This is a genomic window from Streptomyces sp. NPDC056452 (assembly GCF_042796085.1).
Taxonomy (GTDB): Bacteria; Actinomycetota; Actinomycetes; order Streptomycetales; family Streptomycetaceae; genus Streptomyces.
Genome location: NZ_JBHTRI010000021.1, coordinates 1 through 24,627, shown reverse-complemented (window position 1 = coordinate 24,627; position 24,627 = coordinate 1). Strand labels below are relative to the sequence as shown.

25 protein-coding genes, 1 tRNA gene and 4 pseudogenes are annotated in these 24,627 nt (G+C 67.0%); 20 read left to right on the top strand and 10 right to left on the bottom strand.

Annotated features, from left to right (window positions below; all coding sequences use genetic code 11):
• The first annotated feature begins 44 nt into the window (after positions 1–44).
• The 7 genes from ACFQ6X_RS20980 to ACFQ6X_RS20950 all read left to right on the top strand — a co-directional run bounded on the left by ACFQ6X_RS20980 (position 45) and on the right by ACFQ6X_RS20950 (position 5,529).
• Complete coding sequence (locus ACFQ6X_RS20980; protein WP_383183492.1) at positions 45–1,628, top strand: FAD-dependent monooxygenase; 1,584 nt, start codon at positions 45–47, stop codon at positions 1,626–1,628.
• Positions 1,629–1,639: 11 nt separating this feature from the next.
• Positions 1,640–2,290, top strand: coding sequence for a CatB-related O-acetyltransferase (locus ACFQ6X_RS20975; protein ID WP_383183490.1), 651 nt, complete (start codon positions 1,640–1,642; stop codon positions 2,288–2,290).
• A gap of 58 nt (positions 2,291–2,348) precedes the next feature.
• Positions 2,349–3,626 (top strand): erythromycin esterase family protein, encoded by a 1,278-nt coding sequence (locus ACFQ6X_RS20970; protein WP_383183488.1) that lies wholly within the window; start codon positions 2,349–2,351, stop codon positions 3,624–3,626.
• Positions 3,623–4,021, top strand: a complete 399-nt coding sequence (locus ACFQ6X_RS20965; protein WP_383183486.1) for a VOC family protein — start codon at positions 3,623–3,625, stop codon at positions 4,019–4,021. Before ACFQ6X_RS20970 ends, ACFQ6X_RS20965 begins: the two co-directional genes overlap by 4 nt.
• Positions 4,022–4,150: 129 nt before the next feature.
• Positions 4,151–4,627, top strand: a complete 477-nt coding sequence (locus tag ACFQ6X_RS20960) for a GNAT family N-acetyltransferase (protein WP_383183484.1) — start codon at positions 4,151–4,153, stop codon at positions 4,625–4,627.
• Positions 4,628–4,991: 364 nt separating this feature from the next.
• Positions 4,992–5,174 (top strand): hypothetical protein, encoded by a 183-nt coding sequence (locus ACFQ6X_RS20955; RefSeq protein ID WP_383183482.1) that lies wholly within the window; start codon positions 4,992–4,994, stop codon positions 5,172–5,174.
• Between the two features lie 278 nt (positions 5,175–5,452).
• Positions 5,453–5,529, top strand: a tRNA-Met gene (locus ACFQ6X_RS20950).
• Between the two features lie 98 nt (positions 5,530–5,627).
• On the opposite strand, the gene ACFQ6X_RS20945 is transcribed toward ACFQ6X_RS20950, so the two are convergent.
• The 4 genes from ACFQ6X_RS20945 to ACFQ6X_RS20930 form a co-directional block, all read right to left on the bottom strand.
• Positions 5,628–6,455 (bottom strand): hypothetical protein, encoded by an 828-nt coding sequence (locus ACFQ6X_RS20945; RefSeq protein WP_383183480.1) that lies wholly within the window; start codon positions 6,453–6,455, stop codon positions 5,628–5,630.
• Positions 6,456–6,807: 352 nt separating this feature from the next.
• The gene (locus ACFQ6X_RS20940) at positions 6,808–7,137 is read right to left on the bottom strand and encodes a hypothetical protein (protein WP_383183478.1); all 330 of its coding nucleotides are present in this window, start codon (positions 7,135–7,137) and stop codon (positions 6,808–6,810) included.
• A gap of 73 nt (positions 7,138–7,210) precedes the next feature.
• On the bottom strand, positions 7,211–8,080 hold the full coding sequence (locus ACFQ6X_RS20935; RefSeq protein ID WP_383183476.1) for an IS5 family transposase: 870 nt from the start codon (positions 8,078–8,080) through the stop codon (positions 7,211–7,213).
• A gap of 452 nt (positions 8,081–8,532) precedes the next feature.
• Positions 8,533–9,396 carry an ISL3 family transposase gene (locus tag ACFQ6X_RS20930; RefSeq protein ID WP_383183474.1) on the bottom strand — a complete coding sequence of 288 codons (864 nt, stop codon included), beginning with the start codon at positions 9,394–9,396 and terminating at the stop codon, positions 8,533–8,535.
• Positions 9,397–9,783: 387 nt separating this feature from the next.
• On the opposite strand from ACFQ6X_RS20930, the gene ACFQ6X_RS20925 reads away from it, so the two are divergent.
• On the top strand, positions 9,784–10,308 hold the full coding sequence (locus ACFQ6X_RS20925) for a S1 RNA-binding domain-containing protein (RefSeq protein WP_383183472.1): 525 nt from the start codon (positions 9,784–9,786) through the stop codon (positions 10,306–10,308).
• An 18-nt stretch (positions 10,309–10,326) separates the two neighbouring features.
• On the opposite strand, the pseudogene ACFQ6X_RS20920 reads toward ACFQ6X_RS20925, so the two are convergent.
• A pseudogene (locus ACFQ6X_RS20920) lies at positions 10,327–10,515 on the bottom strand (ATP-binding protein); the annotation flags it as partial.
• A 96-nt stretch (positions 10,516–10,611) separates the two neighbouring features.
• Here ACFQ6X_RS20920 and ACFQ6X_RS20915 point away from each other — a divergent pair.
• Positions 10,612–11,346 (top strand): DUF6193 family natural product biosynthesis protein, encoded by a 735-nt coding sequence (locus ACFQ6X_RS20915; protein ID WP_383183470.1) that lies wholly within the window; start codon positions 10,612–10,614, stop codon positions 11,344–11,346.
• Positions 11,347–11,623: 277 nt separating this feature from the next.
• On the opposite strand, the gene ACFQ6X_RS20910 is transcribed toward ACFQ6X_RS20915, so the two are convergent.
• Positions 11,624–12,184, bottom strand: a complete 561-nt coding sequence (locus tag ACFQ6X_RS20910; protein ID WP_383183468.1) for a hypothetical protein — start codon at positions 12,182–12,184, stop codon at positions 11,624–11,626.
• A gap of 141 nt (positions 12,185–12,325) precedes the next feature.
• Here ACFQ6X_RS20910 and ACFQ6X_RS20905 point away from each other — a divergent pair, with 141 nt between their 5' ends.
• Positions 12,326–12,463, top strand: a complete 138-nt coding sequence (locus ACFQ6X_RS20905) for a hypothetical protein (protein ID WP_383183466.1) — start codon at positions 12,326–12,328, stop codon at positions 12,461–12,463.
• A 641-nt stretch (positions 12,464–13,104) separates the two neighbouring features.
• Here ACFQ6X_RS20905 and ACFQ6X_RS20900 read toward each other — a convergent pair.
• Both ACFQ6X_RS20900 and ACFQ6X_RS20895 read right to left on the bottom strand, forming a co-directional pair.
• Positions 13,105–14,008, bottom strand: a pseudogene (locus tag ACFQ6X_RS20900) (transposase family protein).
• Positions 14,009–14,075: 67 nt separating this feature from the next.
• Entirely contained in the window at positions 14,076–14,786 is a 711-nt protein-coding gene (locus ACFQ6X_RS20895) for a hypothetical protein (RefSeq protein WP_383183464.1), read from the bottom strand.
• 125 nt (positions 14,787–14,911) lie between these two features.
• Between ACFQ6X_RS20895 and ACFQ6X_RS20890 the strand changes: the two genes are divergently transcribed.
• From ACFQ6X_RS20890 to ACFQ6X_RS20880, 3 genes and pseudogenes are all read left to right on the top strand, one after another.
• Positions 14,912–15,286, top strand: coding sequence for a hypothetical protein (locus ACFQ6X_RS20890; RefSeq protein WP_383183463.1), 375 nt, complete (start codon positions 14,912–14,914; stop codon positions 15,284–15,286).
• Positions 15,287–15,477: 191 nt separating this feature from the next.
• Positions 15,478–16,332: a hypothetical protein gene (locus ACFQ6X_RS20885; RefSeq protein ID WP_383183461.1), complete on the top strand. Its 855-nt coding sequence runs from the start codon at positions 15,478–15,480 to the stop codon at positions 16,330–16,332.
• A 155-nt stretch (positions 16,333–16,487) separates the two neighbouring features.
• Positions 16,488–16,778 (top strand): annotated as a pseudogene (locus ACFQ6X_RS20880) (HNH endonuclease); the annotation flags it as partial.
• On the opposite strand, the gene ACFQ6X_RS20875 reads toward ACFQ6X_RS20880, so the two are convergent.
• A complete protein-coding gene (locus tag ACFQ6X_RS20875; RefSeq protein WP_383183727.1) occupies positions 16,760–17,065 on the bottom strand; it encodes a DUF6207 family protein in 306 nt (101 codons plus the stop codon). The pseudogene ACFQ6X_RS20880 and the gene ACFQ6X_RS20875 overlap by 19 nt on opposite strands.
• Positions 17,066–17,685: 620 nt before the next feature.
• Here ACFQ6X_RS20875 and cutA point away from each other — a divergent pair.
• A pseudogene (gene cutA, locus ACFQ6X_RS20870) lies at positions 17,686–17,999 on the top strand (divalent-cation tolerance protein CutA); the annotation flags it as partial.
• A 111-nt stretch (positions 18,000–18,110) separates the two neighbouring features.
• Here the strand turns inward: cutA and ACFQ6X_RS20865 are convergent.
• Positions 18,111–19,370, bottom strand: a complete 1,260-nt coding sequence (locus tag ACFQ6X_RS20865; protein WP_383183459.1) for a serine hydrolase domain-containing protein — start codon at positions 19,368–19,370, stop codon at positions 18,111–18,113.
• A 569-nt stretch (positions 19,371–19,939) separates the two neighbouring features.
• On the opposite strand from ACFQ6X_RS20865, the gene ACFQ6X_RS20860 reads away from it, so the two are divergent.
• The 6 genes from ACFQ6X_RS20860 (at position 19,940) to ACFQ6X_RS20835 (ending at position 23,937) form a co-directional block, all read left to right on the top strand.
• Positions 19,940–20,146 (top strand): hypothetical protein, encoded by a 207-nt coding sequence (locus ACFQ6X_RS20860; protein ID WP_383183457.1) that lies wholly within the window; start codon positions 19,940–19,942, stop codon positions 20,144–20,146.
• A complete protein-coding gene (locus tag ACFQ6X_RS20855) occupies positions 20,130–20,477 on the top strand; it encodes a hypothetical protein (RefSeq protein ID WP_383183455.1) in 348 nt (115 codons plus the stop codon). The genes ACFQ6X_RS20860 and ACFQ6X_RS20855 overlap by 17 nt, the downstream gene beginning before the upstream one ends.
• A 436-nt stretch (positions 20,478–20,913) precedes the next feature.
• The gene (locus tag ACFQ6X_RS20850; RefSeq protein ID WP_383183453.1) at positions 20,914–21,252 is read left to right on the top strand and encodes a hypothetical protein; all 339 of its coding nucleotides are present in this window, start codon (positions 20,914–20,916) and stop codon (positions 21,250–21,252) included.
• Positions 21,253–21,496: 244 nt separating this feature from the next.
• Positions 21,497–21,838, top strand: coding sequence for a hypothetical protein (locus tag ACFQ6X_RS20845; protein ID WP_383183451.1), 342 nt, complete (start codon positions 21,497–21,499; stop codon positions 21,836–21,838).
• A gap of 673 nt (positions 21,839–22,511) precedes the next feature.
• A complete protein-coding gene (locus tag ACFQ6X_RS20840) occupies positions 22,512–22,907 on the top strand; it encodes a MerR family transcriptional regulator (protein ID WP_362849767.1) in 396 nt (131 codons plus the stop codon).
• A gap of 106 nt (positions 22,908–23,013) precedes the next feature.
• On the top strand, positions 23,014–23,937 hold the full coding sequence (locus tag ACFQ6X_RS20835) for an NADP-dependent oxidoreductase (RefSeq protein ID WP_383183449.1): 924 nt from the start codon (positions 23,014–23,016) through the stop codon (positions 23,935–23,937).
• The last annotated feature ends 690 nt before the right edge of the window (positions 23,938–24,627 follow it).

The following is a 24,627-nucleotide window of genomic DNA, read 5'->3' as shown; positions in this document are numbered from 1 at the left end:
CACCAGAACGGCACGGGGCGTGCCGTTTCTTCGAGGGGGAACGCATGGACGCTGACGTGATCGTCGTGGGGGCGGGCCCCACGGGCCTGATGCTGGCGGCGGAGCTGCGCACCGCCGGGGTGCGGCCGCTGATCCTGGAGCGGCAGCCCCGGCTGCGCGAGACTCCACGCGCGAACGGGCTGGGCGGTCAGATCCTCGAACTGTTGCGCTACCGGGGCATGGCGGCCGACATCCGGGCCACCGCCACGGATCCCGATCCGGCCCCCAGGTTCCCGTTCGGCGACGTCCACCTGGACTTGACCCGGGTGACGGACCCGCCGCTGCGCTCGGTCCAGCTCCAGCAGGCCCGCCTGGAGCGCCTGCTGGAGGAACGCGCCCAGGCACTCGGCGCCCCCGTACGCCAGGGCCACGAGGTGGCGGAGGTGACCCAGGACCCGGATGGCGTGAGCGCGTACGTCCACGCCCCCGACGGGCCGTACCGGGTGACCGCCGCCTATCTGGTCGGCTGCGACGGCTCGCGCGGGCGGGTCCGCGACATGGCGGGCATAGCGTTCCCGGGGACCACGTATCCCCAGGTCAACCGGCTGGCCCAGGTCACGCTCCCCGAGGGGGCGACGCGCCGCGACAACGGCGACCTCGACGTGCCTGGGGCAGGCATGCTCCGCGCGGGCTTCACCCGGACCGAGCGCGGCGTGTTCGGCTTCGGCTGGCTCACCGACGAGGTACTGCTCATCTCCACCACCGAGGACGAGACCACCACGTTCGAGGACGACGCGCCGATGACCCTGGCGGAACTCCGGGGCAGCGTCGGCCGCGTGCTCGGGGAGGACCTGCCGTTGGGCAAGCCGCTTCGGCTGTCGCGCTACCAGTTCCAGGCCCGGCACGCCGAGCGGTACCGGGAGGGACGCGTCCTGCTGGCGGGCGACGCCGCCCACCAGTTCCCCGCCACGGGCGTCGCCCTCAACGCCGGGATGCTCGACGCGGTCAACCTCGGGTGGAAGCTGGCCGCCCAGGTGCAGGGCTGGGCACCGCCGGGACTGCTGGACACCTACCACGCCGAACGCCGCTTCGCCGGGGAGCGGACCCTCCTGCACACCCGTGCCCAGGTGGCGTTGCGACGCGGCCACGACCCCGCCGCGCAAGCCCTGCGCGACGTCTTCCAGGAACTGCTCGGCGACGAGGCGCCCCTGCGCCGCACGGGAGCCATGGTCGCGGGAACGGACATCCGCTACCCGTCGCCCGGCGATGACCGGCATCCCCTGACCGGTGCCTTCGCCCCTGACCTGCCCCTGGACACCGCGCAGGGCGCGACCAGCGTCGCCGACCTGCTGCGGCCCGCGCGCCCGGTGCTCCTCGACTTCGCCGACCGGCCGGAACTCCGCGAGGCCGCCGAGGGCTGGGCGCACCGTGTCGACGTCCGGGTCGTCGGCACCAACGCCCGGCCGGCGGACGCCCTCCTGATCCGCCCGGACGCGCACATCGCCTGGGCCGCGCCCGTCGGCGAACCCGCCGACACACTCGTACCCGCACTGCGGCAGGCTCTCGCCGCCTGGTTCGGGCAACCCTGCGAGAAGGAGCCGAGATCGCGCCCGGCCACCGACCAGACCCTGACCACCCGCACCCCGTGAGGATTCCCGCCATGCCCGTCCCGCCGGACCCGAACGTGCTGCACCCTATGCCCGGTCAGCCCCGGGTGGTGCTGCTCAAGCCCCTGGTCACATCCCCGCTGATCGAGGTCGGGGAATACACCTACTACGACGATCCCGAGGACGCGACCGCGTTCGAGACCCACAACGTGCTCTACCACTACGGGCCCGAGAAGCTCGCCATCGGGAAGTTCTGCGCCCTGGGCACCGGCGTGCGCTTCCTCATGAACGGCGCCAACCACCGTATGGACGGCCCCTCCACCTTTCCCTTCCCGACCATGGGCGGGGCCTGGGCCGATCACTTCGACCTCCTGGCCGGGCTCCCCAGCCGGGGCGACACCGTCGTCGGCCACGACGTCTGGTTCGGTCGCGGCGCCACCGTCTTGCCCGGCGTCAGCATCGGCCACGGCGCCATCATCGGCGCCGGCTCCGTGGTCACCCGGGACGTCCCCGCGTACGGCCTCGTCGGCGGCAACCCCGCCCGCCTCCTGCGGACCCGCCACTGCGACCAGGACATCGCCCGGCTCCTCGCCCTCGCCTGGTGGGACTGGCCCGCCGAACACCTCACCGCCCACCTACGCACCCTCATGTCCGGCACCGTCGACCAGCTGGAAGACGCGGCACCCGTGCCGCCGCCCCGGTGATCCGCCGGCGTGCACCCACCACCCCTTTCAGAGCCCCCTTCGCGGAAGAGTCACCACCATGCCTCCTGCCACCGGCCGGCAGCCCTTCACCGACTGGCTCCACAGCCGCGCCGTCCCGCTCGGTCGTCCCGACCCGGCGGCGCCCCTGGACGACCTGGAACCGCTGCGCGAGATCCTCGACGGAGCCCGCGTCGTCGCCCTGGGCGAACACTCCCACTTCATCGCCGAGTTCGCCGCGATACGGCAGCGGCTGCTGCGCTTCCTGGTGGAACGCTGCGGCTTCACCGCCCTCGCCTTCGAGTACGGATTCAGCGAGGGATTCCCGCTCGACGCCTGGGCCCACGGCGGGGGAGCGGACGACGACCTCCCGTCCCTGCTGGCGGCGGCGGTCCCCATCGGACTGGAGGCGCCGCTGCGCTTCGTCCGCGATCACAACCGCACCGCCGCGACACCCGTGCGCTTCGCGGGCGTCGACATCCCAGCGGCCGGTGGGTCGCTGCTGCCCGCCCTGAACCCCGTCGCCGACTACCTCTGCGAGATCGACCCCGAGACGCTGCCGGTCCTGCGCGACGCGCTGACCATCGCCGAGTCCTTCGCGGGCGACTCCGCCGCCGTGGCCGCGCCCGCGTGGGCCCGCCTGGCCACCGACGAACAGGACGCCCTGAGCGCTCTGTTGGCGAGGCTGCTCATCCGCGTCCGCTCGCTGCGGCCGCTCTACCTCTCCCGGGGCGACCGGCATTCCTACGAGGTCGCCCTGCACCGCCTCGAAGGCGCCTGCCACGCGGACCACACATTCCGCGCGATGGCCGCCCTCTTCGCGGGAGGCGGTCTCACCGCCGACACCTCGGCCCGCGACCGCTACATGGCCGACTCGCTCCTGTGGCACCTGGACCGGCTCGACCCCGCGGCCCGCGTCGTCCTGGTGGCTCACAACGCGCACATCCAGCGGACACCGGTCGAGTTCGGCGGGCAGCTCACGGGACTCCCCATGGGCCAGTACCTGCACGACGCCCTCGGCGACGCCTACTTCGCGTTCGGCCTGACGAGCGTCACGGGACAGACCGCCGAGATGCGCCGCGACGAGAGCGCCCGGTTCGGTTTCACCCTCCACGCCACCGCGCTGGAGCCCCCCGTGCCCGGCAGCGTCGAAGCCGCCTTCGCCGCGGCCGACGTGGGGCTCGCGGTCGCCGATCTCCGTGCGGCCCGCGCGGAAGGCGTGGAGGGGCCCGACCACATCCGGATGCAGAGCATCCAGCAACAGACCGCCGTCGTGGACGCGTTCGACGGCATCGTCAGCGCACCCACCTCCACCACCACCGACCTGGAGATCTCATGACCAGCAGATTCACCGAACTGGTTGTCGACTGCCACGACCCCGAGCGCCTCGCGGACTTCTGGTGCGCGGTCCTGGACTTCCAGGTCCTGGAGCGCGGCGAGGGAAAGGTCGAGATCTGCTCATGGGTGCCGACCGCTGAGCAAGTGCGTGCCCGCCAGATGCCGCCCACCGTGGTGTTCATCCAGGTCTCCGAGGGCAAGACCGCGAAGAACCGGCTCCACCTCGACGTGAGCCCGATCGACCGCGGCACCGAGGCCGAGGTGACCAGACTCCTCGGCCTCGGCGCCACCAGGGTGGACGTGGGCCAGGGCCCCGACCGCAGCTGGGTGGTCATGGCCGACCCCGAGGGCAACGAGTTCGACGTCCTGCGCACCTTGGCGCCGTCCGGCGCCTAGGACGCGCACGACCAGCACGACGTGCACGGGGAGGAGCACGCGGAGCGCTGACGCCCGCGAGGCCGCAGGCGGATCTCCCTCGGCGGCTTCCCATGGGGCGGGGCGATCTCGCTGCCGTACCTCATTCGAGTGAAAGCGTTGCTGGTGCGGTCAAGAAATACCGGAAGTGACGGAGAGGTCCGTTGTCAGTGGCTGCTGGGATCCTCACCGCATGCACTCCCACCCGCTCCGCTTCGCCCAGGCCACCACCGCGCAGGAAATCGACCAAGACCGGCGCCAGGCTCTCATCAACTGCTGGATCGACGTCTCCAACGCCGGCGGCGCGGCCGCTTCCCGTTCCCTCCCATCGACGAACGGGAGGCCGCCCCGGCCCTTGAGAACATCCTCGAAAGCCTCGACCCCCGAACCAGCCGCCTCCTGATGGCCCTGGACGACGACGAGCTGGTGGGCTGGCTCAGCATTCGCCGAGACGCCTACGCCCTCATCGCTCACTGGGGAACGCTGAATCACGTTCAAACCCACATCAGCAGACGCGGGCAGGGAATCGGGAGCGCTTTGACGAAGCAAGCTCACCGCATCGCCCGTGAGGACATGGGCCTTGAGTAGCTGCACCTGGCCGCACGCGCTGGAGAAGGGCTGGAGACCTTCTACGAAAGCCTCGGCTGGAAGGAGATCGGGCGCTGGCCAGGAGCCCTCCGCTTCGGGTCCGGCGACGATCGCGACGAAGTGCTCATGCTCGTCGATCTCTGATCTGAGGAAATGACACGTTCCTGAGACTGCAGGTAGCCGCGTCGATGGACACTCGCAGCGGCTGAGTCAGTCCCTTCTGTGAGCATGTTTGCTCACCGCCGCGATCGAGGACTCAGACGACGCCGTCCGAGAGAGCGCCCTCAACTCCATCTGTAAGGCCTTCGAATGCAGAGACCTGTCGCTCCACCTGGTCGCCGGGCTGGCACCGTGCCTCCACACGATGACGGCACCCCTTCTCGAGCACGCCCTCGGCATTCTCGGCTCCACCCGTAACCCCGACGCCTACCCGATGATCGAGCCTTACCGACAACACCCCGTGGACTACGTCCGCGAAGCCGCCGTCATGGCGCTCGCAGACCTGTCCGCCCAGAACACTCCCGCAGTGACGGACCGCAACTCTTGAAGACTCCTCGGCACCTCGCGCACGGGCCGATCTGGGCGGGTGCGCAGGGTCAGTACGGGCTGTCTCACGGGCGGCCCTCCGCCCCTTCAGCTTGGTCCGCTGGATGGGCGGTCCTGGAAGTCCGAGACACTCCCTGGTCCGTTCCCGAGGAGTACGGGCTGACCACTGTCAGGGACAGTGCGCCGGACCCGGGACACTGCGGGTCGAACGCGAGCGCCTCACCGTCCGGATACTCGGTCGGAAGCGTGGGGCCAGTGCCGTAGGGTGGTGTTCACCGACGCGGGGTGGAGCAGCTCGGTAGCTCGCTGGGCTCATAACCCAGAGGTCGCAGGTTCAAATCCTGTCCCCGCTACCAACGCAACAGCCCCCTCGACCACCAGGTCGAGGGGGCTGTTCGCATTCAACGCCCGCGTGTGCCGTGGAGACGGCCGGGTGCATGCGAATCGGGCGGTTCTACTCGCCGGGCCGCACCTTCACGATCTTGATGTCCGTGGCGCCCTCCGCCTCGAGATCTGCCTTGCGGTGTTCGGCGCTGGGCTGGTCGTAGCTCACCGTGGACACCATGGTCTTGCCGTCGCGCGCGCGTACCCACTTCACCCGGTAGTTGACCATCGGTACGCTCCCTCGTCCGCTCCGCACTCGTCGGCCCGGATCAGCAGGCCATGTCTTTGCATCCGGTACGGACATCCGCCCGCCCCAGGTCGACCGGATCTCATCCAACAACTTCGGGTAGTGCTCTCCGTGCGTGTTCAGCGCATGCCACACCGCATCCAGAGCTGCTTTGAGCGGGTCGGGTTCGGCAGCAGCGAGTACGGCGGGGAGAGCGAAATGCGGCTGTGAGATGGGCCCACGGACCTGCGGTGTGCTGGCAGGGAACACGAGCTCGGTGAACACCATCGGTGCCAGGCTGCCCGGTAGCCGGTCAAGCTCGTAGCTCGTTTCCCCGTCGCTCTCTTCTGCGGTCTTGACCCACATCAACCCTGCCGGCGGCTGGGGAAAGTACGGCCGCCGCTGGGGCGGTACTGCCCCGAGAACATCCGGGCCCGGTTCGAGAGGGGTGGACCGCAGAGCCTCCCGCATCCGGGCCGCGTCGTCGAAAGGGGGCGGTAGCGGATGCCCCTGCGTCAACGCGGCGAGCGTGCCAGCGACCCACGGCACATCGGTCAGGCCCGCCACCTCGCAGGCCCGCTGAGCGGCGAGCACCGCCACGGCACGCTGGACGTCGGGATCCGCGGCGCCGAGGTCGTGGACCAGGTCACTGTCGAAGTCGAGCAGCCCCAAGACGTTGCTCTCGCGGACACGGCGCAGCGACTCACTCGGCAGTCTTCCGCCCCACCGCCACCTCTCGTAGTGCAGCTGCGGATCCTCCGTGACCCCTACCCCATCTGAGACCAGCTTGTGCACAACGCCCCCGTTCGGGACGGCCTCTGAAATCGCTATCGGATCTGCCGTCACGTCTCCCGCATCATGCCGCAGGCCACTGACACGCCCGGGACACGGGCCGGGGTGACACGGCCGAGTGGTCGTTCATGTCCGGCAGCCGTGGCTCTCGCGTACGGTAACCGCCGCCCATCTACTGGCGCCGACTGGCTACGACGCCGTTCAGATCGGCTCGCCTTGACTAGGTCGTGTTTTAGATCTGGCTGGTTTGCCCGGTGGGCCGTCTGGGGAATGCGCGGGCGGCCATCCAGACTGTGAGGTCAAGAGCGATCCGGTCGATGCTGGTCTCGGTGAGGACGTCGTGTTCGCGGCGGTTGGTGTCGCGGCGGACGATCTCGTAGCCGCCTTCGTCGAGGACGGCGACGGAGGTGAACCAGGCCGGGTCGTCCTCGTCGGGCTGGATGACGACGAAGGTGTTGTCGGAGTCGTTGAGGTCGTCGATCAGCATGAACAGCATGTCCTCGGACGGGTCGTCGACGTGGTCGCCGCTCTCACTCTCGGCCCGGTAGTACGTAGCCCCCATCGGCTCTGTCTCCCCTCGCCCCGCTGACCTGATCGCGGCCAGGATGACATGCGGGACCGGCTCGTCCGTCAGGTCACAGCCATTCGCCGATCGCGGCGATGAGGACGGTCGCTTCGAAGCGCACGGCGAGTTTGTCGAAGCGGGTGGCCACCTCCCGGTTCCGCTTCAGCCGGTTGATGCCGCACTCGACCGCGTGCCGGCCCTTGTAGTCCTCGCGGTCGAAAGTCGGAGGCCGCCCGCCGGCCCGTCCCCGGCGCTTGCGGTGCCCGGCCTGATCGGCGGGTTCCGGGATCGTGCAGCGGATCCCGCGCCGACGCAGGTAGGCACGGTTCGCCCGCGACGAGTACGCCTTGTCGCCACGCATCCGCAACGGCCGGATCCGCGGCCGACCCACCCCGAGGCGGGGAACCCTGATGGCGTCCAGCACGGCGGTGAACTGCGGACTGTCACCCCGCTGGCCTGCTGTGACCAGCACGGACAACGGTTTCTGCCCCTGCTCGCGGGCCAGGTGGATCTTCGTGGTCCAGCCGCCGGGGGAGCGGCCCAGGCCGTGGTCGTCGGGCTCGGCCCGATGGCCGCCCGGGGATTCCTTCTGGGCTCGGCCTTCGCGCCGGGCGCCGGCCGCGTGCTGATGGGCGCGGCAGATCGTGGAGTCGACGTTCACGTCCCACGTGATCAGTCCGGCGGCGTCTGCACGGGCCTGCAGTCCGGTCAGGACGGCTGCCCAGACCCCACCGCGCTGCCAGCGACGGAAGAGTCCGTAGACCGTCTGCCACGGACCGTACTCAGCCGGCAGATCCCGCCACGGAACACCCGTCCGCACCCGCCAACGGATCCCGTCGATCAACCGCCGCCGACCCAGCGACGGCCTGCCCACCACCGCGACCGGCAACAACGGCCCCAGCACCGCCCACTGATCATCTGAAAGATCTCCCCGCCCCACACAGCGATCATCGCGATGCAGAGCAGGGAACGAAGCCATCTTTCAAAACACGGCCTAGTTGTGGGAGTTCACTGTCGAACGATTGATTGTCAATGAATAACTGACCGCAACGCCTTGCGCCTTGGACGCTGCGTCAGGAAGAGAAGTGTGTGCTCTTCGAGACGGTCACCAGGAAGCGAGCATTCAACGGCACGTCCCTCATTTGCGGCTCGTCAGGTGGCTGGGTGGTAAGTGTGGCTGGGCAATAACTATTCGAACAAAGAGCCGTATTCGCCAGTGTCATCAACAAAAGAAAAGTCTGGGCTTGTGCTCTCAACGGCCGCATGAAGGCGAGCGATGAGTAGCGCAGAAGGAGGTGGGGCTTGTAGGGGTCGAGCTGGCTGGGCCGGGGCTGGCGCCTTCCGGCCAGCAGCTGTTCGGGGACTTCCGTGCGGGCGTTACGGCGGACGGTGTTACCGCCCATGTGTAGTTCCCTGGCGATCTCCCGGATCCCGTGTCCCTGGGCCAGCCGGGGCATGGATGGTCGCGTGCCGTTCCCTGCTTCGGGATTCGATGGGCGACATCGTCTTCGTCGCGTCCGCGCTGTCGCCATCGCTCGTAGGCCCATCTGAGCTGGTGAAAGCCGTCTTGAGGCACGTGCTGTGGAGTCTGACGGTGGCTTCGACGGCGGTGCCGAGGTTCTGCCAGAGGTGGAAGCGGTCGGCCACTTGGATCGCGTTCGGGGCACCGGTCCGGGCGCCGTCAGCGTAGGAGCCGGCCCGGTCACGGCAGATGATCTCGGCGCCGGGATGCTCGCGCAGCCAACCGGCCAGGGTGGAGGCGTCGCGGCCGGGCAGAAGGTCGAGAGGCCGGCCGGTCTCGCAGTCGATGAGGACAGTGCCGTAGTGGTGCCCACGACGGGTGGCGAAGCCATCGACACCCAGCACCTTTGGAACGGCCCAGAGAGGATCAGGCACGGCCATGATCGCCCGCAGCAGCGTTGTCCGGCTCACCCTCGTCTGCAGGACAGCTGCCAGACGGGCCCCGGCCCGGCCGGCGAGGGCAACTGCAACGACCGCCAGGACACGGCGCGAGGCCGGAGTCCTTCTCCCGTACCTGAACGTCAGCCCCGCAACCTGCTCAACGAACGTACGACGCCCGCAATAGGCGTTATCGCAGTACAGCCGCCGCACGGTCAGTGCGATCACCACCGGCTGGTCACCGACCGGAGTGTCGGCCAGCCGGCGTTCGTAGCGGCTGTGCACATGACTCGACGGAAGCTCGCAGTCCGGGCACGAAGCCGTGCCATCGAGGGTTCTCGCAACGATGTGCACCACGCCGCACTCCGTGAACACCCGCTCCACCCAAACCGCCCTGAACTGCGGAAACAGCGCCCCTTTGAGGTCATCACACCGCACCACGGTCCCATATGACGCGACGTCACCGTGGCAGAACGCCGGTGATCGTCCTCACGGAATGTGTGCCAGAACCGAGAACTAAGAACGGATGTCGGTGGGTTTCGGCATCATCTAATGCTGGGCTGGCTCTGGAATGTTGCCGAGTTCTTCGCCAGGACGACTCGGCCCCACTTAGCAATGGGAGTTGGACCCAGCATCTGGTCTGCCGGACCTTGATCAGCAATGGGCTTTGGACCCACCTGCGGCGGTTGGTCTCTTTCGCCGGGGTCTGGGGTGAGAGTCTGGGCGGCTCAGGAAGGGGTGGGGATGGCAGAGTCGTCCAGAGAGCAGGCGCGCCGGGCGAAGCTGGAGGGGTTGAAGGCGGGCCAGGTCTGCAAAGGCGTCGTTTCAGCGATCAAACCGTTCGGTGCGTTCGTCGACATCGGGGGTTTGGACGGCCTGGTGAGCGTGGCCGAGTTGACCTGGGCTCATGCCGATGCGGTGTCGGACATCGTTGAGATCGGGCAGGAGGTGACCGTCGTCGTCCTGGGCGTGGATCTGGGCTGGGAGCGGTGCGCGCTGTCGCTCAAGGCGCTCTATCCTGACCCACTGCCAGAGTTCGCGCGCACGCAACTTGGTCGTGTCGTCGCAGGTCGTGCGGAGAAGGTGGTGAAGATCGGCGCGTTCGTCCGAGTCAATAGGCACTGCGTGGGGCTGGTCCCGTGGCCTGAGATCGCAGGCCACACTACCGATCCCCCGGGAAACACCGTGCAGGCCGGCGACGAGGTCGCGGTAGAGGTGGTCGCCATCAACCTTGTGAAACGTCAGATTCTGCTGTCTCTTCGCCCGTGAGATCTGCATCTGTGCAGTTCAGGAGGTTGCCGAAGCCGCCCGTTGAGCACGAGCATGAGACAGGCGGTAGGAGTCGGTGCCGGTTTCGATGATGTTGCCGCCGAAGGTGAGCCGGTCGACGATAGCCGCGTAGAGCCGGGGGGCGGTGAAGGTCTTGGTCCAGCTCACGGAACTCCGGTCAGAGCCCGAAATTTCCTCTTGCTCTTCGCTCCCCACTCGGGTTTTGGTATTCAAAGGACTGGGCAGGGTCTACGGACGTAGGCAGCGGGGATGCCAATGCGCCAGCCTGGCAGACTCGCTCGTATGTCCGAACAACTCGCTGGCGACGCAGCACCGAACGATCCGATGCACGAGTACCTAACGCTGTACCCCGAGATCGTCCGGGCGGGATCCTTGCAGAATGCCCTGCAGGCGGTGGCCGATCGTGCAGGCTACGGGCTTGCGGTCGAGCTGACATCCTCACCAGGCTGGCGCCAGGTGGCCGCACGGGTGGAAGCCGACGGCCACTCGGCGAATGTACTGATGGCACAGAGCGAACGCAGCTTCGTCGTCGACTGCTGGACCAACGATGTCCGCATGGCCACCGGCAGCACCCTGGACTTGTCCGCGGTTGTCGGGGCGTTGCATTCGTGGCTGCAGGATCCCGGGGTCCGGGGACTCGTCGCCCAGTGGCCCTTCCTGCGGACCTGGGAGCTGGCCGAGGCCCATGAGCGTGGAGAGGCTATTCCAGTGCGATGGCGCCAGCTACGCGAGGCCGCCGCGCGCAAGCCGGACACCGCGCTCCACGAGCTCGTCGAGGCCGCCTTCGAACAGGAGCGGCTTCGGGTCCTGTCGCCGGGGCGGAGCATGTACTGGGTCACTTTCAGCCGCCGGGCCGCGCCGCCCATCTGCCATGACCTGCCGGCGGCCATGCCGCTCAGAAATGGTGGCTACCAGGTGCGATTCTCCGACGGCCGGCTGCAAGAGCTGGACAGTGCGGCAGAGGCCGTCGCGGCCATCATTGCGGGACTTCCGGACGATGCTGTCTCAAGGCCTTGAAGCTCACGGGGTGGGGAATTTAGGTGAGCAAGTCTGGCCATGCTCGACGGGGGCGACCAGCTTGTGCGCGTCGTGCGCAAGGGCACGCTCGCTGAGCAGTGGCCGCCGGCCAGCCCGGAGGCGTTCATCTGGATCCGCCTCTGCCCTGGCCGAAGGCCCACCGATGGCTGGCCGCAACTGGTCGACCTTGGCATCCCAGTCGTCCCCGCGACCAAGCACTGCCACCTCGTCCGGGAACGGGTGGACCCCGGTCCACGGATCTGAGAGGGAACTGTGCTCACTGGTGAGACGGCCTCGTCACTCCCAGATCCGTACGCATCGTGGCGCGCATTCTGGATAAGTCTCGCCAGCCCTGTGTGATCTCGTCCCGTACGGTTTCGACGTCGTCGCCATCGCGCGCCGTGTTTTGACTGAGGCGGGCCAAGGTCCCGTAGACCGAGCCCAGGCCGATGTCGACCCGTCTCACCTCCTCCAGCACTGTGTCCGGCACGATCATCTGGGCTTCAGCGTACTGCTGGCGGTATTCAACGCGGGCTGTCTCAACCAAGGCCAGCGACTCCCGCGGGTCGTACCCGATGCGCAGTACGTGCCTGTGATCATTCAGGGTCGCCAGGTAGTGACGGGCGGCGGCGTTGAACTTCGTGTACGCCAACTTCCTGGCTTCCTGGCTCGACTCCAACTGTTGGGCGGCGAGTTCGTCACGGCGGGTGCGTTCGAGGAGTTTCCACTCTTCACGGCGGGAGGCATCTGCGCGGCGCTGGGTCAGCCACGCCGAACCCAGCGTGCCGCCCACGCCCACAACCGCAGCCAGCAGGCCCGCCACGGCCGAGTCCATCATGCCTCCCCGCATCAACCACCGCTTCCGCACTGCCTCTTAGTATCTCTGACTCCCTCTGCACTGACATAACCACCAGCCTCACTTGGCGGGCCGATCTCATTGAAGGAGCCGCACTCTGATCGTCTCCGTAGTCCGGAAGAGATGCGCTCCAATCACCGCGAGCCCGTACACAAAACATGCGCCGAGGGGTGGATCGCCGAGCACCCGGCCGAGGCCCGCGTCGGCAGGTTCGCCTCCGATGTCCAGCCCATAAGCAAGGGCGACGACGTCCACGCCTGACGGCACAGCAATGCCCCGAGGTGATCCGTTCCGTCACCAGCCATGTGGCCAGCCGGACACCTCGGGGCGCCCTTACCCTTGCACGCTCCTGAGGAGCCTCACAACGCAGCCCTCCTCACTTCCCCTCGACGGACTCATCAGCAGCCCCGAAAGCGCCGCCCAGTGCATCGGCGCCCTGGTCCGCGAGTTCATCGCCAACGACTTGCCCCCAGAGCCCGTCGCCTTCCAGCTGGTCTGCGACGGCGTTCGTGACGGCGACCCGTTCCTCCTCGCCGACCCCGGCCAGGTATGGGTCCTGAGCCCTGAGTTCAATCCGGCTGGATGTTCCTCTTCTCGGCAGACCTGAAGTCGCGGTGATGCCAGCCGGGCGGGCTGCTGAGGGCTCGGCTTCGAGACCGTCGAGTAGCCCACGGGGATCGTTTCAACCTGAAGTTGCAGGTCAGCGGGCAGACACGGGCTGCGTGCGGGACGCTCACGCTGAACAGGGGCGTGAGCGTCGGTGGGAGATCGTCTACGGTCACATGATCCTGCGCAAGCACCCCGAGGCGTGCACCGTGGAGGTGCAGAACGAGGACCACGCCGAGCTAAGGGCTGTCCCGTAAATGATCTGCGAAGTGTTCGCTGACCTGTCTGTTTCTTCGTCATCCGGCGAGGGTGAGGTTGTGCAGGCGGGCGATGCCGAGCATGGCGTGGTGGACGCCGTCACCTTTGAGGCGGCAGTCGCGCAGGATCTTCCAGGTCTTCATCCGGGCGAAGGCGTGCTCAACGCGGGCCCGGACTTGCTTGTGGGACTTGCTTGTGGGACTTGTTGTGGTCCTGTTTCCAGGCGGGCAGTTCCTCGCCCTTGCGGCGACGGTGCGGCATCACCAACCCGCTGTCACGCGGGCCTCCGGGCGAAGCCACGTCGTAGTGGCACGGACCGTCAAGAACCAGCGGCTGGCCTCAGCCGGGCACATGTGGGCCTTCGCAGCCCTTCGCACGCAGGCTCCACGCGCCCACTATGACCGACGGCGCGCTGGTGGAGAGCGCCATACGGCAGCTCTCAGAAACCTGTTCAACAAACTGCTCGGCTGCCTCTACCACTGCCTACAACGCCGCACGCCATTCGACCCTGATCGTGCCTTCGCGGCACCCCTGGGGCTCGCCGCCTGACCGCCTACTTGACCTGCCGGCGACATGAGATGTCTTCGACTGCTCGGCCAGCGAGTGATCGCGGGTGGGCACCAGAGTGCCGTCCACGATGAGCACTGTGCCCTTGCGGAACCGCTGGCGGGGGTAGAGCGCCAGCTTGGGGCCGAGATGGTCGATAATTCGGTCGGCGGCGGACTTGGAGACACCGAAGAGGGGAGCGAGCTGGCGCAGAGTCAAGTTCGTGCGCCAATAGGCTGCGACCAGCAAGCGGTCCTCCAGTGGCAGACTCCACGGTCGTCCGCGCCGCACCTCATCGCGGCGCAGCGAGGTCACCAACTTGCCGAAGCAACGTGGGCTCAGCCCAGTGAACGGGGCTATCCAGGAGGGCTCCAAGGCCGTGATCACACCAGTCACGATGCGATCATGGCAGCTGGCTACGGGCTCGAAGGTGAATAGACCTTCCTTCTGGAAAGCCCGTGTGTCAGAACGGCATCTCTCTGCTGCAGCCGGCAGCCCAAGGATCCTCGTTCTCCACGGCCTGTAGATATCTAGTGTCTTCTCCCCAGGCTTGAAGGCCGTTGACTGCAATGGAGCGATACGACCGCTCGGCGCTGACGGCCAGGACTTCACGCACCAGCGGAACAAGAGTCGCCCGATACTGGACCAGCTCCGGGGCATCCAGCAGTGAGACAGCCGCAGCGATCGCCGCTTCGTGGACGGCGGGGTCAAGGTCGTGCAAGAAGGGGGACACAGCCCGGAAGAGCGCGGGCCGCAGCGCCCGAATCTGGACGGACGCCGGATCCCAAGAGAAGCCCAATCGTTCTCGGATCGCCTCGGCGTCCTTGCCTACCGCGCTTGCGACAGACTCCAACCAGTCCAGCATGGTCGCGCGGAGCGGACACTCCCCTTGCTCGCGGGGAAGCATGGTGTCTGTGCGAGGCTCGCTGAGGGATGCTGCCACGTAAAGCGCCGCAGGCACTGTGGCTGAGTAGATCGTGTTCTGGTGGTGAACCGGGTCCTCGATGTAACGCATCGCCCTGACCTGAGTGTCGAGGTCCGCCGCAAGCAGCCCGCCCATCACGGGAGCTGCCCCTTCGGCCGATCCATAGGCATGCTCCAGCGAGGCCCAGTCGGTTCCCTCCACCAGTTCCCAGGGGTCGGGCAGGGGACCTTCAACATCGATGGTCGTCACGCACTGAGTATGACGGTCCGCTCCGCTCGGCCCTCCGGCCGCCGCCAATAGCGGGACACCCCTTTAGGCGCGGCGATACGAACACGACTGACATCGCGATTCGCCCAGCCTGGTAGACATCCAGCATGGCGACGTACCTGGCTCTCTTCGACGACTCCCGCACCACCTGGCGGATCGAACCCTCAGCCCTTACTCCCGCGCTTCAAGACATCTGGGCCGACACGATCACCGATCCGACCATTCGTAGTGAAGTTCGGGGCTTCACATGGAGCTTCTGGACGTCCAGCGGTCCAGCTGAGGCCTGCCTGCACACGGACGGCACGTGCCTCTACATCGATGCCGCCCTCGCCGACGCTGCCCAGATCGCCTGCGTATTTCGCCACTACGTACCAGGGTCCATCGAAATGATCTTCTGCGATCAGGGCTACAACTTCGACCTGGCGATGACCCCCGACACGACCCCAGCAGAACTCATCCGCAAGGTGGATGCTTTGCCATAGACGTCTGCGGACGGACGGACACACATCCGCCGTCGGATACGGGGTCGGAGTGGCCTCCGGCACCTTTCGAATGACGCTCCCAGCCGGCTGGCGGCTATGCCTAGGACGCCGTCCGTCGGGCCGCGTCGGCAGACGAAGACGTGCGGGAAAACCGGAGGAGGCGCCTGCCGTGGCTGCGGCATGATCAGGTCATGGCCGGAATGACGATAGTGGTGTGCCTGCCGGGTTCGGCAGCAGGGCGAGTGGACGACGCGGTCGCGGAGGCGATGGCTCCGTTCGAACGAGCGAAGGGGCCCGGCGCGGAATTCGACATCTGGGACTACTACCGGATCTGCGGCGGTGCTTCGGGCTACGGCTTCGCTGCCCAGGCCGGCTCCGAAGAGGATTCACGACTTCTGCACGACCGGCCGCGATACGATGGCACGACCGAGCCCAGTCGACACGGCTTCTGCGCGGGCGGCCCCCGCGGTGTGCTCGACCTCACCGCGAGTTACGACGAGTCCGTCGCCCTGGCCGGCCGAGCGTGGGAGCTGTGGGGGGAACTGTCCGGCCGCTATCCCGCTCCCCATCCGTACGAGCTGTTCCTGGAACGCAGCAAGGCGGAGATGGACGTCCCGCCCTTCCTCCTGTTCCGCATGGAAACTGAGCCGGACCCCTTCACACCGGCTTGCGAGCGCTACCAGGCGCAGCCCCTCATTGGCGCCTACCTGTCAGCGCTGGACGAGTTCAAGAGTGCAGCCCGCACCCACCGATACGGACCCAGCTTCCTGGATATCTGGGATCCCCTGAAGAGCGTCGATGATCTCTCCCGCGAGGAGTTCATCAGTGACCATTCCCGGAGCGACGGAGCGAACTTCCCCAATGTGCTCACCCTGGACGGCTGGTGGTACGAGGAAGGCGAGGAAGTGATCCACAGCGCCTGCGGCGGCCGCGCCGCGTGCCCGCACGCACCGGACATCGCGCCCGGGTCGAACCTCGCCGTGCAGCGTTACCTGGAAGGCATACCGGGTGACGCTCTCCTGGTCTACTTGCACCTTCACGTCTGACCCGCTTGATCATCTGGGCGTTTGCCGGCGCCGGGCGCACCCACGCCTTGGCGGCCTCAGCACAACGCGACACCAGCTGCAGACCATCCGCCTTCTGTGCGCCAAGGGCAGAGGTCGGAGGGAATACCGCACATGCGGAATGACGCTCCCCGCCAGCTGGTGCCTCCGCCTGGACGGCCGCCCGGTGTGAGGCCTACGCGAACGACCAGGGTGCGGCGGCTTCGCTGGTCGCGGTGACGGCTCGTACGAACAGGCAGAAGTCGGACCAGGACCCGGCCGAGTGGCTACCACCGGCCCCGGACGCGCAGTGCCGGTACGTGGGGGAGTGGGTGGCCACCAAGCTCCGCTGGCAGTTGACCGCGGACGCCGCCGAACTCGAGGCGCTGAAGGTATTCGCCGACGGCCCCTGCGAGAAAACCGTCGTCTCCTACACCCCCGCCCCATAACTGCGCACCGCACCCGACACCCTGGGAGCCCGGGCCGGTACGCACCGGGCTCCCAGAAGAGGCTGCATCACGCGGACGCCTCTGGACGGCGACGGGTGTCTGCGTAGATGCGTGCCTTGACACCAGGTTCTCCGGGTTCGCGTCGAACGGGCCCGCCCAACCCCTGAGGTGGCCCAGTGCTGTTCGAGTGAGGCCATCGCCGCGAGAGCGGTGCTTTCGTCGGCCGCGGTGATGTCGAGAACGACGAGGCCGGGCTCGCTGATGTGCTGTGTGTCGATCGGTTCCATGACCGTACCGACGAGTGCGGTGCCCATGGAGTTCTGCCGAAGAGGACGCTGTCGTCCGTACGAGCGGCAGCGGACTCTTCGGCGGCAGGCCAGGGACCCTCAGCCGTGACGGCAGCCCCGATCCCGCGGCCAGCGGACCGGACGCCCACATCGCCGACAGTGCAACAGCGGCCCGCCAACGCGACGCAAGGATCTCAGGCTCGTTCGTTTGGCATGATTCGCCAAAATGCCCGCTCCTCCAGGAGTGCGAAGCGGACTTGGCTCGCTGACATGTCTACCAGGATTGGCCAGCAGTCCAACAACTGGTCCCTCGGATTCCGGGTTTCCAAGTAGCGGGCGGAGTTGTATGGGGCGATTAGGGTTCCCTCCTTTACTCTCGTGAGCTCCCAATTAATTGCTAGTTCTGGCTCACTAGCCTTGCGGCTGGCAAGGAGGAACCCTTCGGCAACCGCTTTGGCTTCATCTTCCGAGAGCAACAAATCGTCCTCACGAACTTGTATCCATCCCACGCGGACGCATGATTTGTGTTTCCAAACTGACCGTCCAGAAAAGTGACGCGAGGGAGCATACTCGTCCATCTTCCCGTCCGGGGCGCGCCGAGGCTGGTTAGGCTCCCCGGCGTGACTGACTACGTGCAGGTGTCCACGGCCACGGAGACGAAAGAGCAGGCGGTAGCGCTTGCGGGCCCGGCGGTCCAGCAGCGGCTTCTGCTGGTGCTCAGGTCGTCGGGCCGGTCACGAGCGTGTTCTGGCACCTGGGGGAGTACGGCACCGGTGAGGAGTGGCAACTTCTCCTCAAGATCACGGTCCACCGGTATCCAGAGCTGGAGTCCTACCTGTTGGAGCACCATCCCTGGGACAACCCGGAGGTGTGTGCCGTGCCGATCACTGCAGGCGCCGACGGGTGCTTGAAGTGGATCAGTGACTCCGTGGAAGGGGCCTGCAGGCATTCTCCGTGGTCGCGGGGGTGCTGGCCGTGGTCAAGCAGAGTGGTGCCCTGTTGGACCGGCCGACCCGCGGGGTGGGTCGGCCGGTCGTGCCAGACCTCAGTAGCGCTCGGGCAGGTCACGCTCGGCGGGCTGCGGTGCGTGGTCAGGGGAGGCGGAGGGTGCCGTGGAGCGGGCGGTCGAGACGGGTGTCGGCTGCTTGCCGCAGAAGGCGGCTTCCAGGGTGCCGCCCAGCGCGGTGTTCGCGGCGCCGTGGTTGGAGGTGTTGGCCAGCGCCGAAAGGCTTCGGCGGCCGTCGCGGGTGGAGAAGGCGTAGGTGTAAAAGCCTTGGACGGTGCCGGTGTGGCCGTACACCTGGGTGCCGCACGTCAGGTCGTAGCGGCGCAGACCGAGGCCGTAGAACCGGGTGTTGGTGGCGTCCGTCGGCGTCACCGTGGTCATCGCCTCCAGCGTCGCTGGGGACAACAGCCGGCCGCGCATCAGGGCGCTGGTGAAGGTGTTGAGGTCGGCGGGGCTGGAGATGACGGCGCCGGCGGACTGTGCCCAGGAAACGGTCTGCTCGGTGGAGTCGACGAGCGGCGCATCAGCCTCGTCGGGGTGCAGGTAGCCGCGCACGTGGGTGCCCTTGATGCGCGTGTCGGGGTGGACGTACGCGGTCTTGCGCAGCCCCAGCGGCTTGATGATGCGTCGCTGGTAGGCGTCGGCCACCGGGCGCCCGGTCAGCTTCTCGATCAGCATGCCGACGACGACGAAGTTGGCGTTCGAGTACTTGTACGCGGCGCCGGGCTCGGTGGTCCGGGGTTCGGCGAGGGAGAGCTCGACCAGCTCCTGGTGGCTGAACACCCGGTTTCGTACGGCCTCGAAGCCTGGCACGGTCTGGTTGAACATGGCGTTGGTGTAGTCGGCCAAGCCACTGCGATGGGTGAGGAGATGACGGACCGTGATCCGGTCGTCGGGCAGCAGCCCTTCGAGATAGGCGTTGACGGGCGCGTCCAGCTTCAGCCGTCCCTCTTCCACCAGCTGGAGCAGCACGACGCTGGAGAACGTCTTGCTGACACTGCCGATCCGGAACCGCGCCTTAGTGTCCATCGCCGCGCCGGACTCCCGGTCACGGACCCCGACAGCCCTTTCCTTGACCCCGTCCGGACCGGAGTAGCGGGCCATCGCGCCCGGCGCCCTGTTGGCCATCGTGGACTCAAGTGCGGCGACGACGCCGACCATATCGGGCGCGGGCGCCTGGGCTTGGGTGGCGGCCGGGGCTGCGGACGCGCTGGTGGCGGGAGCGAGACCACCGGCGAGAGCGGCGATCAAAGCGGTACTCACGGTCAGACGTCGGTGTGACAACAGGGGCACAGTCATCCTCGGTTCTTCCTAGGCTGGATCGGTACGGCACCACGACAGTGATCGACCATGGGGCACCATGGAAGGGGAGTCCCGGACAGCCGGAACGGTTCCAAACACAAGGGGTACAGCACACGGACAGTCCGGCTCCGCCCGGCGGCTCTCTACGGCCAGGTGGAGCTTAAAGCGGTGTACTCATCGGCAGGCAACCGCGGCTCGGACGGGCTAGCAGCCGGTTGGAGCCGCAAGCCGTTCTTCACCGGGCGGAGCGCGCGGTGGCGGGTGGCGAGGCGGGCCCGCCCCGGCACGCGAGGCGGACTGGGTGGGCTTTCCTGCCGGCTCGGGCGGAGGCTGGCCAGCTCTAGCTGTTACCGAGAAGCTGACTCGCCGCCCTTCACCCCACTGCCGGCCCCGAGACGTAATGGAGCGCTTGAACGGCCGCTGCCGATCACGATCGGCGTGCTCGCTGCGGTGGCTTCCACTTCCTGCGGGAAAGCTTCCCTGCCTGCTGGTCGGTCAGCGCTGGCTGGCCCCACACCCTGAAGACCACCACCACCGGGAGCACCACCAAGAGCTACACCTATGACGTGTCCGGCAACACCACGACCCGCCCCGGTCCGGTCGGCGCGCAAACCCTGACCTGGAATGTCGAGGGTGAGTTGGCCAACCTCACCGAGGGCAGCAAGACAACCGACTACCTGTACGACGCCAACGGCGAACTCCTCATCCGCAGTGGCTCCGGCAAGACGGTGACCGACACTGGATTAGGTGGTTGGCGTGAAAGAATGGACTGACGACGAATATTGCCTTCACGTCAACGCTCGGGAGGGTTCCTATCTATGGATGCTCCTGTCCGATCGTTCTCAAAGCGAAGACGAAGAGATCTGGAAGTCACATATCCCCGCGTTTCGAGATCTCATCTCGCAATGGGTCCAGCTTGGATTTGTGAAGCTGTGCCAGGGAGCTGATTGGCCAGTCGATCTCAGCACAAGCGAGGTCCCGCCTGATGAGGTGGACGGAGTGCTGGCCGACCCCACCAGTTGGCAGTACGAGGAAAACCCATCTCGCTACACCGCCGTAACGGTTGGAGACCGCGATATCACTGAACTGGACGAAGGGATGTGAGGTGAGAGCAACAATGACTGGACAATAGCGGGCGATCGGCTGCTTCCGCCGCATGATTTCCCACAGGGGCCCGACTCGACCGAGTCGGGCCCCTGTATTTTCGCCGGAGTGCTTCAAGCGCAAGGGCACCGATTGAGAAAGCCGCCGATGCAGGATCCGACGCCCGGAAGTCCTGGTCGGATGACTTCGGTAAGCTTGCGGCAGGGTAGCAGGGGCACGTCCGGTAGATCTCCACAGAGAAGGAGATGCGCGACATGTTCGATGGCTGGACTCAGGGAGCGCAGAGATTGCCGGCACGCGGACCTAAGATTCCGGATGTGTACAAATTCGAGGACGGTACCACGATGCAGTGGCGGAACGCGTCCAGGTCGGGCGGCGCGACAATTGACATCTTGCCTGGATCCGGCGGCAAGGCATTTGAAGGTGCACCTTCCTGATGAATGAGATGGAAGCCCTCGAAGGCGTTCTTATCGAAGGTCTCGACGATTGGGTACCCATCGATCAGCTGCTTTGGGCCGCAGATGAATATCCGGCAGGTCGTGCACGGCAGGACCGCCTCGTTGAGCTACTGCGGTACGCGCTCTCGAGCGGTCTCATCGAGGTCGGTGAATTGATGGAAACGGGCTTTGTGGCATGGACCGGAGATGTAGATGAGCAGGTTCGCCGAGTGACCGCGGACCTGGACCGGCTCGGCTGGGCGCCACAACTCGGTAGCTCGGCTTGGCTCTCCAATACCGCTAACGGTGATGAACTCGCCCGCCGGAAGAGCGGGTAGCAACGCATCGGGTTTAGCCAATGTGGGGCCTGGCACATTTGGGCCATGCCCCATCCGGTTTCGATTGTATTTGTGCTCTAATTTGACCTTCAACCTGCACGGGTCGTTCGCGCATAGCGATCAGTGTCGGTGAGGTCGTTTGCCTGCGCGGACTGCTTACCGACGGGCAGAAAAGCCAGTGGGCATTCCTCTCGCCGGAAACCCCGCGCTGGATTAGGAGCGTCTAGTGAAAGAGTGGTCGAAATTGACCGAGGACGAGTACTGCCTCTTGGTGAACTGCCGGGAACTGTCTCCTCTCTGGGCGCTTCTGGCTGATCGCACGCAGTCTGATGACCCAGAAGTGTGGGCGACAGAGATTCCCGCATTCACCGAGCTGATCGAGCGGTGGGCACGATTGAAATTCGTGCAATTGTATGCAGGGTTGGAGTGGCCGCCGCCGCATGTCAGTGGGCAGAAGGTCCCTGATGATGATGTACCGGAAGTTCTTTCGGACCCGGAGAGCTGGCAGTGCCTCGATAACCCCACCCGCGTTATTACCGTCGCACTCAGTGAACGAGATTTCTCCGAACTGGAGGAAGGTATGTAAGAGGTGCTGACGGGCCGGCGAGTGCCGGCCCGTCAGACAACAGGCGGGCGGCGGTAGTGACCGTGGGCCCAGCCCGTGCTGTTCCAGGGAGCCGAAGACAGGTAGATGACCGACTCGCGGGTTAGCTCGACGGCGGTGGGCTGCGATGTCAGGGTGCCGAACGAGGATGGCGCGCTGGTGTCTGTCACGGCTGCGGACGGCGTCCGAGGCGGATGGCGCTGGCGCAGCAGCAGCCGGGGCTTCATCATCGCCGGGCCCTCGTGGGATGACTCCGGCACGCCCCACCCGGGGCGACGCACACGAACAGGAGCGCGCGGTGCGCACCGCCTTAGAGGGCGCAGCCGTGCGTCAGCTGACGGTCCTTCGTGCCCACCGCATCGGATGGGGGTGGTGGGCGGAGCTGATTAGGCTGCACCGCACCATCCGAACCGACATCGTCGTGGTGCACCACGACGCACTGTCCCCGGACCTGACCCACCTGGTGCGCCACTGCGACCACGGCGTCATCACCACCCACGCTGTCGGCGTACTGAGAAAAGCGCTCAGGCGCGTACAGACGAACGTGCTCAGTTGTGGGACCGGGACGACAACCCTGCAGCTGTGGCGGCGTCCGCGGGTGTCTATGACTCGCCGGCGGTCTGCACCTGGAGTACGCGAGCGTAGGCTCTCAGGAATGCGGATCGGCGAGCTGTCCACACGCACGGGCGTGAGTCCGCGCTCATTGCGGTACTACGAAGAGCAGGGCCTGCTGACCAGCTCGCGCTCCGATACCGGGCAGCGTCACTATTCCGCTGAGGCAGTCCAGCGCGTGTCGCTCATCCGAAAGCTGTTCGACGCGGGTATGTCCAGCCGAGTGATCGCGACTGTGCTGCCGTGTGTGGACGTCCCGGGTGACCTGGGCGTCGCCGAGGAGACGTTCACGGCGATGATGCGCGAGCGCGACCGGATCGACGACGACATCGCGCACCTGATCGAGACCCGGGATGCGCTCGACGTGCTGATCAGAGCCAACAGCCGGCACCGGGCGGAGCTGTCCACGTCGCCGGAGCCGACGGCACGGTTGGCCTGATGCTGTGACCTGCATCTCAGTAGGTTGCCCCTGACATCGATGTGAGAGGTGAGGATGGCTGCAGAGCCCGGAACCACCGGGTCGGTCACACGGGAGGCGGCAGAAGATGGGGCAGGCGTGGGGTTTTGGCAGGTATGGCGGGCCCGAGGTGCAGGAGTTCTTCGATCGTCCCGATCCCGTCCCTGGTCGCGGCGAAGTACTGATCCGGGTCGACGTGGCCGGCGTGAATCCCCTCGACCACATGCTGCGCTCGGGTCTGGTCCCCGGGCTCGACGGCGGGCGTCCGTTCCCCCGTGTGCTGGGTATGGAGGCAGCGGGAACCGTTCTCGCCCGGGGCCAGGACGTCGACGGGCTCGAAGTGGGTGACGCGGTCTTCGGCTTCGCACTCACTGGTGGCGGCACCTACGCCGAGACTACGGTGCTGTCCGCGCCGAACACCGCGCTCATCCCGGCGGGCCTGTCCGCGACCGTGGCGGCAACACTGCCCGTGACCGGGACGACCGCGGTGGACGTGCTCGACCAGCTAGGCCTCCCGGCCGGTGCCACGGTCCTGGTCAACGGAGTCGGGGGCGGGGTCGGCCTCGCTGTCGCCCGACTGGCCGTCGGGCGCGAGCTACGTGTGATCGGCACCGGGAGTACCGCCAAGCGCGAGCAGGCCGAGGCCATCGGGGCGCGGTTCATCGACTACACCGCCGGGGACGTCGTCGCCGCGGCACGCGAGCTGGTTCCAGACGGCTTCGACGGGATCGTCGACCTGGTCGGAGGCACCTCGCTGCGGACGGTCGCTCGGCTGGCCCGGGATCCCCGCAACGTCATCGCTGTGGGTGATATGTCTGTGCCCGATCTCGGTGGGCGTTTCGTCGAGCGGCGCCTCGACCGGGAGAGCCTGGAGCGGTCGGCCCGGCTGGCCCTCGACGGAGTTCTCGCACCCGTGATCACTGCGGTCCATCCGCTCTCCGACGCCCTGGCCGCCCTCGCCACCGTCGAAAACGGTCACACTGCGGGCAAGGTTGTCATCAAGGTGGCATGAGAAGTGTTCGGCCGCCCAGGCCGTCGACCGTCTGTGGGCTCACGAGAGCCCTGGTCAGCGCATCATCAACTGAGCACGTTCACCTGTACGGGTTGAGCACGTTCAGGCGTACGCCGACCCACGCCGGTCTGTGGGCCGTGCACCCGCCTGCCGGAGCGGCATCGGGCGGCTGAACGCGGCACCACGCACCCCACAAGCGCCCGCCCCTTCCCCCGTGGGGCCCCGGCCCCTGCGCGGAGGGGTGTCTGGTCGTCTGCCTCTTCGGCGTCCCCGAGCGGGCTCCCCGACCCATGGCGGCGCTTCCCCATAGCTACTCACACGGCAGGTCACAGGGGGTACGGCCACTCACCACTCAACCGGTCACGGCTTGACCGTCGTTCGCTCAGCGGGCGGCTGGCGGCAGGGCGCGCGGCTGGCGGCAGGGCGCGCGGCTGTTGCGGGGCGGGAGAGCGAGGCGATGGGTACCACGTTTCGCTGCGTCGGTGTGTCGATGCCGTCCCAGCGGGCGGCTCGTCAGCCGATGCCCAACAGTTGGCCAATCGGGCATTATTCTGTGTCCAATTTCTGTATATTCGGGGTATGAGTGAAGAGATCGGCGTGGAAGCGCTTCTTGAGGAGGCCCGGCTGACCGCTGCGATCCCGCCCCCGGGTGAACGGCAGCGGTTGCGTGAGGCGGCCAGCTTGTCGCGT